5 protein-coding genes are annotated in these 9,799 nt (G+C 58.9%); 2 read left to right on the plus strand and 3 right to left on the minus strand.

From position 1 onward, the window contains the following. Nucleotides 1–434 precede the first annotated feature (434 nt). Nucleotides 435–1,613 carry a mandelate racemase/muconate lactonizing enzyme family protein gene (locus tag JNN07_10400; protein ID MBL9168140.1) on the plus strand — a complete coding sequence of 393 codons (1,179 nt, stop codon included), beginning with the start codon at nt 435–437 and terminating at the stop codon, nt 1,611–1,613. Between the two features lie 291 nt (nt 1,614–1,904). Further along, a complete protein-coding gene (locus tag JNN07_10405) occupies nt 1,905–5,573 on the plus strand; it encodes a hypothetical protein (GenBank protein MBL9168141.1) in 3,669 nt (1,222 codons plus the stop codon). 346 nt (nt 5,574–5,919) lie between these two features. On the opposite strand, the gene JNN07_10410 is transcribed toward JNN07_10405, so the two are convergent. The 3 genes from JNN07_10410 to JNN07_10420 form a co-directional block, all read right to left on the minus strand. Beyond that, on the minus strand, nt 5,920–7,284 hold the full coding sequence (locus JNN07_10410) for a DUF1501 domain-containing protein (GenBank protein ID MBL9168142.1): 1,365 nt from the start codon (nt 7,282–7,284) through the stop codon (nt 5,920–5,922). A gap of 37 nt (nt 7,285–7,321) precedes the next feature. Then, nucleotides 7,322–9,256, minus strand: a complete 1,935-nt coding sequence (locus JNN07_10415) for a DUF1549 domain-containing protein (GenBank protein ID MBL9168143.1) — start codon at nt 9,254–9,256, stop codon at nt 7,322–7,324. Between the two features lie 223 nt (nt 9,257–9,479). Further along, a complete protein-coding gene (locus JNN07_10420) occupies nt 9,480–9,695 on the minus strand; it encodes a hypothetical protein (GenBank protein ID MBL9168144.1) in 216 nt (71 codons plus the stop codon). Nucleotides 9,696–9,799 lie beyond the last annotated feature (104 nt).

The following is a 9,799-nucleotide window of genomic DNA, read 5'->3' on the forward strand; positions in this document are numbered from 1 at the left end:
AGCCCAATCCATGCAGTCGTTCAGCACGCGTTTGCTTGATTTTTTTGCGAAATCCTTCGTTGTTCGTCGCTTACGTATTTCGCTCAATACGCTCGCTCCTCACGCCTCGGTTTTCGCAAAAACCTGCTGCGCAACCGCATGCCGCCCCACTGCATGGATTTGGCTGAAGGCGGAACTCCGTACGGGGTCGCGTCCCTCGGCGTATGGAGTTCCTGCTTGAGCAGGTCCCCACACCCAATGTCATATCCGGGCCGCCTCCGCCTGAAGGCGGACAAATGAACTCTAAGGCTCATCGGATTGGTCCGCGATCCACTCCGTGCGGGGAACCCCGTACACTGCCCCACAAAAATTCGCTTCCCCTCCCCCCCATCTCGACCGAAACTCACCCCATACCCACGGAACAATCCGTGGGCGCTGTCTCAAATACCCATGCCATGAAGATCGAGTCCGTAGATTTCTATTACTTGTCCATCCCCCAAGTGCTGGATATCGGCGACGGAAGCCAGGATGCCCTGTTGGTTCGCGTCCGGGCAGGAGACTACGTCGGCTGGGGGGAGTGCGAGGCCTCGCCACTGGTCTCCATGGCTAGTTGGAACTGCCCGATGTCCCATAGCGCCTGCAAGCCGGTCAGTGCTTCGGTTCTAGGCCAGAAGCTCGACGACATCACCGATATCCATCGCATCAACCGACTGGTGCGCGCTCAAAGTTTGGACCTACTCCAGGCCGACCACACTCTCTCCGGAATCGATATTGCTCTTTGGGATCTCCTGGCACGGGCCAAGGGCGAACCCGTCTTTCGTTTGCTAGGCTACCCGAGGTCCTTCCCCAAGGTTGCCTACGCTTCTCAACTCTTCGGCGACGATCCCCAAACCACCTTCCAGCGCGGCCGTGAAGTCACCAAAGCTGGCTATCGAGCTGCGAAGTTTGGATGGGGTCCTTATGGTTTGGGCAGCGCCAAGCAGGACGCGGATCAAGTGGAAGCCGCCCGCGAGGGTCTGGGTCCCGATGGCATCCTACTCGTGGATGTCGGCACGGTCTGGTACGATGATGTCGCGCGAGGCCAGCAAAACCTGGCCGCGCTGAAGAAGTGTCAGGTGGGATGGCTCGAGGAGCCGTTCGTCTCCGGCGCACTCAAGGCTTACTATCAACTGTCTCAACTCGCTCCCGAAGTCCCCATGGCCGGAGGCGAGGGATGTCACAATGTTCACCAAGCGATGAACATGATCGACTTTGCCGGCCTGGGATATGTGCAGATCGATACCGGACGCATCGGAGGCATCACCTCAGCCAAGGAAGTAGCAGACTACGCCGAGGCCAAAGGCGTGCGCTTCGTGAATCACACCTTCACCACTCACCTGGCGCTAAGCGCGTCACTGCAGCCCTACGCAGGACTCGAAAAACATGAGATCTGTGAGTATCCCTTCGCCCCCTCGGCATTGGGACGCGATTTTACCGCGACCAAGCTCCTACCCGACCGACACGGGAACGTGGATGTGCCGCAAAGCCCTGGACTCGGTATTCTCCCGGACACCTCGGCTTTGAAGCCCTATCTCCGCGACGTGGAGATTCGTGTGAGCGGCAAGACGGTTTTCCAAAGCTCCAAGTTGGACTAGCACCCCGTCGGACTTTTCTCCCCAACGTCTGCTAGTCGGCCGGGTCCTGACAATCCCCTCTTCGGATCCGTGTGGTCCGCGTTGTCCGTGGGCATGACGTCCCTGCTCCGCTTTCCTAAGACCCGATATCGAGCTTTGTGGATTCTCCGCCTGGCTGCCTGCGTTGCCAAAGCCGACTCCGACCAAGCCATCCATTCCGCTTTCTCGCTTTTTTTGCAACAGGTTGACCGAGCCGCTTCACAGATAGGGGAACGATCCATTCGTCATAAACAACCCATTGCTCGATCGCCTATGAGAACAAAGATTCCAATAAGGTCCCTAACCGCGGGTCTAGCCCTGACGGCCTCCCTGCTCCTCGCCCTACCTTCCCAGGGTCAGTCTGGCGCAGGTAACTCCCTGGTCTTCGATGCTCCTGCGAGCCAAATGATCCTGAAACCGGCCACCCTCTCCGCTCCGTGGACGGCTGAACTCTGGGTCAAACGCCAGGATTCATCAGGACCCTCCGCCCCGCTCTTCATCGATTCTACATCCGCTCTGAAGCTCGAACAGTTCGGCACCGATCGACTCGTAGGTTTGACTAAATTCGGGGTCGATGACTACGCCTTCGACTATCAAGCCCCCGTCAATCAGTGGGTCCACCTCGCCTTTGTAGGCTCACCCACGTCTACCCGGCTCCTGGTCAATGGAGCGCTCAAGGGCACCTTGCCCGTCGGCATCCAGCTGCCCCTGGAGTTCTTTGGTTACTCCTCCCGATTCCCGACCGACCGGCTTCGCGGGGAAGTAGACGAAATGCGTTTGTGGCGGGTGGAGCGGACGGAGGATCAGATCAAAGCCAATCTCTTCCATCCGCTCACGGGCACCGAGGAGAGCTTGGTTGGTTATTGGCGCTATGATGACGAGTCGAACAGCTCCACTGCCAATCTAGCCAACGATCCAATGCTGGGGAGCGCCGCCACCTTGCACGACACCAGTCGGGCTGTTTCCGACGTCCCATTCGATGCCGCGCCGCCGAACTCCAGCCCGCTCCGTATCGTCCATTTGGAAAACCTGGCTACGGGCAAAGTGCGTCTTATGGTCCAGGATACCTCGGGAACCAATGTTGACTATGATATCCAATCGGCGACGAGTCTGGCGGCCGGAACTCGCTGGTCCGATCTCAATGCCCCGCTGATCACGCCACTCGGCGGTGACACGTTCCAACTCGATGCCCAGTATCCACCCGGCACCCAACGATTCTTCCGCGCCCTGGGTTACGGTCCCGATCGCGATGTCGATGGGATCAACTCGACTGAGGAGACCAAGAAGTATGAGGTCACGGTCCGCTACGGGAACGGCACGCAGAAGATTTATGAATCTTCGAGCGACCCTCGCCTGGCAGACACGGACGGCGACGGCCTGAGCGACTACGAGGAACGACTCCTTCAACTCGATGCCCGCTCCATCGATACGGACGGGGACCTGCTGAGTGATGCGGACGAGCGAAATATCTACCTCAGCAATCCGGCCATGCAGGACACCGATGGTGACTCCGGTGGCAATTCTGCGTTCTTCGATAAGGGGGAATTCGAGCAGTTCGGCACCTCTCCTCGACTGGCTGATACGGATGCAGACGGAGTAAGCGATCGGGAGGAAGTGCTTACCAACAGCACCAACCCGCTCGTATCAGAGATCCCGAAGCCTTCTATCCTCATCGATGAGAAGACGGTGGATGTGCGTCTCAATGTGACTTACTCCAACGAGGAAGGCGGGGCGACTAACTTCAGCGCCCGTCTTTCACAGACAAAGGGGTCCGCCCTGAGCCGCAGCGATGCGGTCGCGAATCAAGTGTCGGTAGAAACCAGCGGCTCGATCACGGCGGGCCTGGAATCTGAAGCCGGAGTTCCTCCGTCCGCTGCCGTCTCGGTCTCAGCCACCGCCTCCATCGCCGAGGGCTACACCCGTCAGAACACGACCACCATCGACCGAACCAGTTCCGAGACCGCCCAACAGGAATACCAAAACTACGTCGGCTACACTTCGAGCCGCCGCGAGCAGTTCTCTTCTGGACGCATCAGCGTCGATCTGACCGTCAAAAACGAAGGCACCGTCTCCTTTAAGCTGAGCAATCTCTCAGTCCTGGCGTTGAAGCCCAACCCCAACAATTCGACGAATTTCCAGACCGTCGCCACTCTGAAGCCGGCCATCCCGGACCTGTTTCTCCCACCTAACGGCACCGTGGGACCGGTGAATGTCGTGGCCGATGATGTGAACCCCGACATCATCAAGGAGTTGTTGGCCCAACCCTCCGGGCTCATCTTCAAAGTGGTGAACTTCGACCTGATCAACGACGCTGGACTCAACTATGTGTTTCTCACTCAAACCAACCTCAATCGCACCGCAGGCTTAACCATTGACTACGGCGACGGGGTCGTCGAGAAGCATCGGGTGGCCACCAATGTGCGCCTGAATCGGGATGGCACTCCCGCAGGCGTTCGCATGAGAATGGTCATGACCAACTATATTCGGTTCGACAATAAAGTCGGAGTCTTCTACACGACGGCAACCAACACGGTGAGCCATCGCCAGGTTCTGACTGGCGTGAGGGAAACTCGGACGGGATCCGTCGCCGACCGTCGGTTTTGGTTCATTGCCGGCACCAGCGACCGACAAACCAATCCCACCAACCACTTCGACGACATTCTCCTCATGCCCGGCGATCAGATCTATCTGATCTACGCCCGGGACGAGGATGGCGATCGTCTGCTGGATCGGGAGGAACTTCTGTACGGCACCTCGGATCAAGAAAAAGATTCGGATCATGATGGCTTGGACGACTACACGGAGCTCCGGACCGGCTGGATCGTGAACGCACCGGGGCCCAATTACCCTCGACGAGTGTTTTCCGACCCTCGTTTTACAGACACAGATAAGGACGGGCTCTCCGATGCAAACGAGAAGGCCAAGGGCACCGACCCACGGGCTGCCGATACCGATGGCGACGGATTCAAAGATAACGTGGACCCGGCGCCACTGGTGCCGCAGATCAACACGGCCCCTGAGTTCGGGGAATTGAGTGCCAAGTTGGTCGGCCGAGAGGCGACTCTGACCATCGATATCAAGGATGCCGAAGACAACTTCGCCCGAGTCGTCATCAACTGGGGAGACGGCACCCCCGATCTCACCCTGATCCCGCCGGTTCCCACGAAGCATTTCCAGCTGGTGACGAATCATATCTATACCACCCAAGGCAGCTACACCATCGTTTGCACCGCCACCGACACACGTGGCTTGACGAGCACGCGCACAGAGCTGGCCATTAGCCAAGGCGCCCCTCGCAACGGGTTGCAAGCGGAGTACCTGTTCAAGGGTAACACGCTGGACAGCAGCGGAAACCAAGCCCATGCGACGATTGGAAACGCCAGCCGCACGACACTGACCGACGATCGAAGCCATGCGCCGAAGAGGGCGTATCACTTCGATGCTTCCGATTACGTCGACGACCAATACGGCTACTTGATCGGGCCCTCGCTCACCAATCAGCTGAACTTCACCTATTCCGCCTGGATCAATCATGAAGTCGGGGGACCTGCCATTCATACCATCGTAGGACAAGCCGACGGCCGAGCTCTCTTCGTCAAGGACAACCGAATCCACTTCGGGATTCCAACGCTCCCTTCCGAGCTCACCTCGTCAGTGATTGTGACCAACGAAACCTGGGCCCACTACGTCCTAACCGTTGAAAACAAGGGCGCAGAAACGCGGCTTACCCTTTACAAGGACGGAGCGATCTCCACGAATAGGACCCTCATTGGCCCGATTGCGCTGTCCAAACCTTCCTCGATCACGAGCATGGGGATCTACTACGAGGCGGGTAGTCGCAATCGGACGACCGCCTTCCAAGGAGCGATCGACAACGTGCGCATCTACAACCGCACTCTGACAGCCAGCGAAGCCGTCTCGCTCTATGCGGATCCAGACTGATCCGGCCGGAGCGTCAGTCTGAGGCTCAAACGTTGAGTTAACACAGCTCACGCCGGAGCACCACGGCGGAGGAAAGATCCTGAGCAGATCCACCTCCCCCTGGGTCACTTCGGCGTGAGCCTTTGGTAGACGATATGAGGTAGGGCGAGATTTGACCGCGAAGCGGTCCGATGCGAGGTAGGGCGGGACTTGACCACGAAGCGGTCCGACGAGGTTTATAGTTCTGATCTCCGTTCGAGCCCATAAGGGCCCTAGTTTGTCGAACTGGGAAGGGATGCGTCGCGGAGAGCCGAAGGGTGACGATTGCCTAGCGGCCCTCGCGGGGTTGCCCTCTTGGTGATCCCGATCAGCTGATGATGTCTCTCACCACCCTGCCATAGACATCCGTCAACCGGAACTCTCGTCCCGCATACGGATACGTCAGGCGCTCGTGATCGAGCCCCAGCAAATGAAGGATCGTCGCGTGGAGATCATGGACATGAACCGGGTTGTCGACGGCGTTCATGCCTAGCTCATCCGATCCACCGTAAACCATCCCGCCCTTGACACCGCCGCCCGCCAACAAAGTGGAGAACGCGGTGTGATGATGATCTCGTCCAGACGTCTTGTCCTCCTTGCGGTTCTCCGCATAGGGGGTGCGCCCAAACTCCCCACCCCAGATCACCAACGTATCATCCAACAAGCCTCGCTCTTTGAGATCGGCGATCAACGCGGCACTGGGTCGATCCGCATCCGCGCACAGTTTTTGGTGTCCCGCATTGTGGTTGGAATGGGTGTCCCAGGGTTGGTTGCCATTGTTCACATAGTAAACCGTCACGAACCTCACGCCGGATTCCACCAACCGCCGCGCCAGCAAGCAGGACCGCGAGAAAGGCGAGTCCCCATAGGCTTGTCGAACGTGCTCCGGCTCGCGGCTGATATCAAAGACATCCATCGCCTCGCGCTGCATGCGGAAGGCTGTCTCCATCGCCTGAATCTGCCCCTCCAATTCAGAGTCCTTGTTACGCGACGCCAAATGAATCCGATTCAAGTTCCCCAGCAAATCCAACTGCTCACGCTGTTCAGATTCAGAAAGCCGCCCGTTTCGAATATTCGCCAGGAGCTTTTCCACACGCATGTCGGAGGTCACCACGCTGGCAGCCTGATACTCCGCAGGCAAAAAGCTATTCGACCACAGGGCGGGCCCGACCACGATCTGAGGCGTGGGTCGCAACACCACATAGCCCGGAAGATTCCGGTTCTCCGTGCCGAGTCCATAGAGCATCCACGAACCCAGAGAAGGACGGATCGGCTGGACGTTGCCGGTGTGCATCTGCAGCAAGGCCGGCTCGTGGTTCGGCACATCGGTGTGCATCGAGCGGATGATGCAACAATCGTCAATGACACGCGCTAGGTGCGGCAAGGTCTCGCTGACCTCGATCCCGCTGCGACCGTGCTTCGAAAAGGACAGCGGCGAAGGCATAAAGCCAGTCCCCTTACTCTTCTTGAACAAGTCCCCCGAAGGTTGCTGTCCCTCCCGCGTCTTCAGTGCCGGTTTCGGATCGAAGGTATCCACATGGGATGGCCCACCATTCATGAACAGGAAAATAACCCGTCGGGCGCGTGGTTGGAAATGAGGGACTCGCGCGATGCCGCCGGCCGAAAGCGACGGTGAACCCAGCAGGCCGGCCAGGCCCACCGCACCAAACCCACCGGCCATGCGGCGGAGCATCTGACGGCGGGTGAGGGAGCCGGAACCAAGGAGAGGCTTAGTCGACATAGTTCATCTCATTCGAGGCCAACAGCAACTGCGCATATTGATCCCATCGGGAGGTTTCGCCCTGCGGCGGCTTGCGGAGGAACTCCACCGCCAGCGAGCGTTCCTCCCGACTCGGGTCGCGCCCGAACAGGAGTTGATAGGCTCGTTGAATCGATGTCTCCACCGAAGCAGACCGGTCGCCCAACACACGCTGGCTCAGCGCCTGAGCCCGTGTCTGCATAAACGCGCTATTGAGCACAAAAAGCTTCTGCATCGCGGTGGTGGTCGTGCTGCGTTTCTCGGCGTGGACGTTGGCATCCGGATAATCGAACTGCATGAACAGGTCGTTTAATTTCAGGCGACTCACCCGGGCATAGAGAGTCCGACGTAAATTCTTAGGATCATCCAGCTCCAGTGATTTACCACCCCCTGATGTCAACTCACCGGTGACAAACAGGACCGAATCGCGCCATTGCTCGATCGACAGCCGTTTCCGATTCATCCGGCCAAGCAGGATGTTGGCCGGATCGCCGGAGGCCGCAATCGAAGCATCCCGCGGAGACGAGGCGCTGGTCGGACGCCGAGAAGCCGAACTCCTGCCCGTCACCCCGCTCTGCTGACCGTAGGTGGCTGAGAGAACCAGTTCCCTGACTAAAGCTTTCACCGACCAATTCGCCGCCATGAATCGCACCGCCAGATCGTCCAGCAACTCGGGATGGCTGGGGGGCATCCCGGCATGCCCAAAGTTACTGGGGGTGGCGACCAGTGGCTGCCCGAACAAGGCGCCCCAGACGCGATTGACCATCACTCGAGCCACGAGTGGGTTCTCCCGACAGGCAATTCGATCCGCCAGTTCCCGACGTCCACTACCATCGCGAAACGGAGCCGCGTCGGGACGGCTGAGCACTCGCAAAAAGCCTCGTTCGGCCACCGGACCTTTCTGATCCACATTACCCCGGATGAACACGGGCAAATCCTGAGGCTGGTCGGCATCCATCACCAAGTGCAGCGTGGCAGCAGAAAAATTGGTTCCCTTGGCATCTCCTTTTTCGAGGCTCCCGTCGGGCCGACGATTGATCATGCGCGTGCTGGCAAACACTCCTGCCAATCCGTAATAGTCGCGGGTGGTGATTGGATCGAACTTGTGATCGTGGCAGCGAGCGCACGCCACGGTCAGCCCCAACATCGTGCGCGACACCGTGTCGATTCGATCCTCCCATTCATCGGCCTGCACTGCCAGTCGATCGCGATCATAGTATTTGGGTCCCAATCCCAGAAACCCCAACGCAGCCAGGTTCGGCGAGTTGGTTCCCTCGATCCGGTCCGCTGCCAACTGGAGCTTCAAGAACTGATCATAGGGTAGGTCCCGATTCAGAGCATCGACCACCCACTCGCGATACCGCCAGGCGTTGGGATAGAAATACTTGGTATCGTCGCCCACCTGATGCGCCTGATCTTCCGCGTAGCGAGCCAAGGGCAGCCAGAGGCTCGCCATCCGTTCGCCAAAACGAGGCGAACGGAGCAATCGTTCGACCACTCGGTCATACGCCCCCGGTTCTTGGTCCGCGAGAAATGCGAAGACCTCCTCCGAAGTGGGCGGCAAGCCCGTTAGATCGAAGGTCACTCGCCGGAGCAACGAGCGCCGCGAGGTTTGGGCTGAAGGGCTGAGACCGGCCTGTTCCAGTCGGGAAAGAACGAAGTAATCCACCGGCTGACGAGGCCATCGCTTTGCCTTCACGGCGGGCCAGGGCTGCGCGACCGGAGACCGGAAGGACCAGAAATTCTGTTCCTGAGCCCAGTCGATGGAGGCTTCGGGGGCACCCGCAGCGGACTCACCTGCTCCGCTGACCGAGACCGAAAGCAGGAGGACGATCGACAGCCATGCGCAGAGCCATCCCTGTGGGGAGGAATGATCCATCAGACTCGTCGAGAGACGCTTGGTCATGAGCTGGCGCATAGAGCTAACATCACGGAGAGACGCTCGACCTTAGACGGCGGAAGGCGGAGGGACAATCAGGATATTTGGGGAAGATCGGACCGCCCTGCGATCAACTCCGTACAGGGACCAGCCCCTTCGGCGTATGGAGTTCCCACTTTAGTGGGGGACGCGCGCCTGATGCCACCGGTATAGAAGCTTACCCGAGACGTGCTAGAAACCTTCGGCACCCCTACCCATTCGTCGCCGCCTCCGCCTGAAGGCGGAACTCCGTACAGGGAAAAGCACCTTCGGCGCATGGAGTTCCCACTTTAGTGGGAGACGCGCGCCTCATGCTATAGGTATAGGAGCTTACCCGGGACGTGCTAGAAACCTTCGGCACCCCTACCCATTCGTCGCCGCCTCCGCCTGAAGCCCAATCCATGCAGTTGGAGTCGCGTTCGCTCATGGAGATGCCCCTAGGTTTAGCCAGTTGGGTTCGAGCCTTCCAACTGCATTGCAGTTGGGAAGTGGAGAAACAATTTTGTCCAAAAGTCTTCTCCACCAGTCGCG

The sequence above is a fragment of the Verrucomicrobiales bacterium genome (assembly GCA_016793885.1).
Lineage (GTDB): Bacteria > Verrucomicrobiota > Verrucomicrobiia > Limisphaerales > UBA11320 > UBA11320.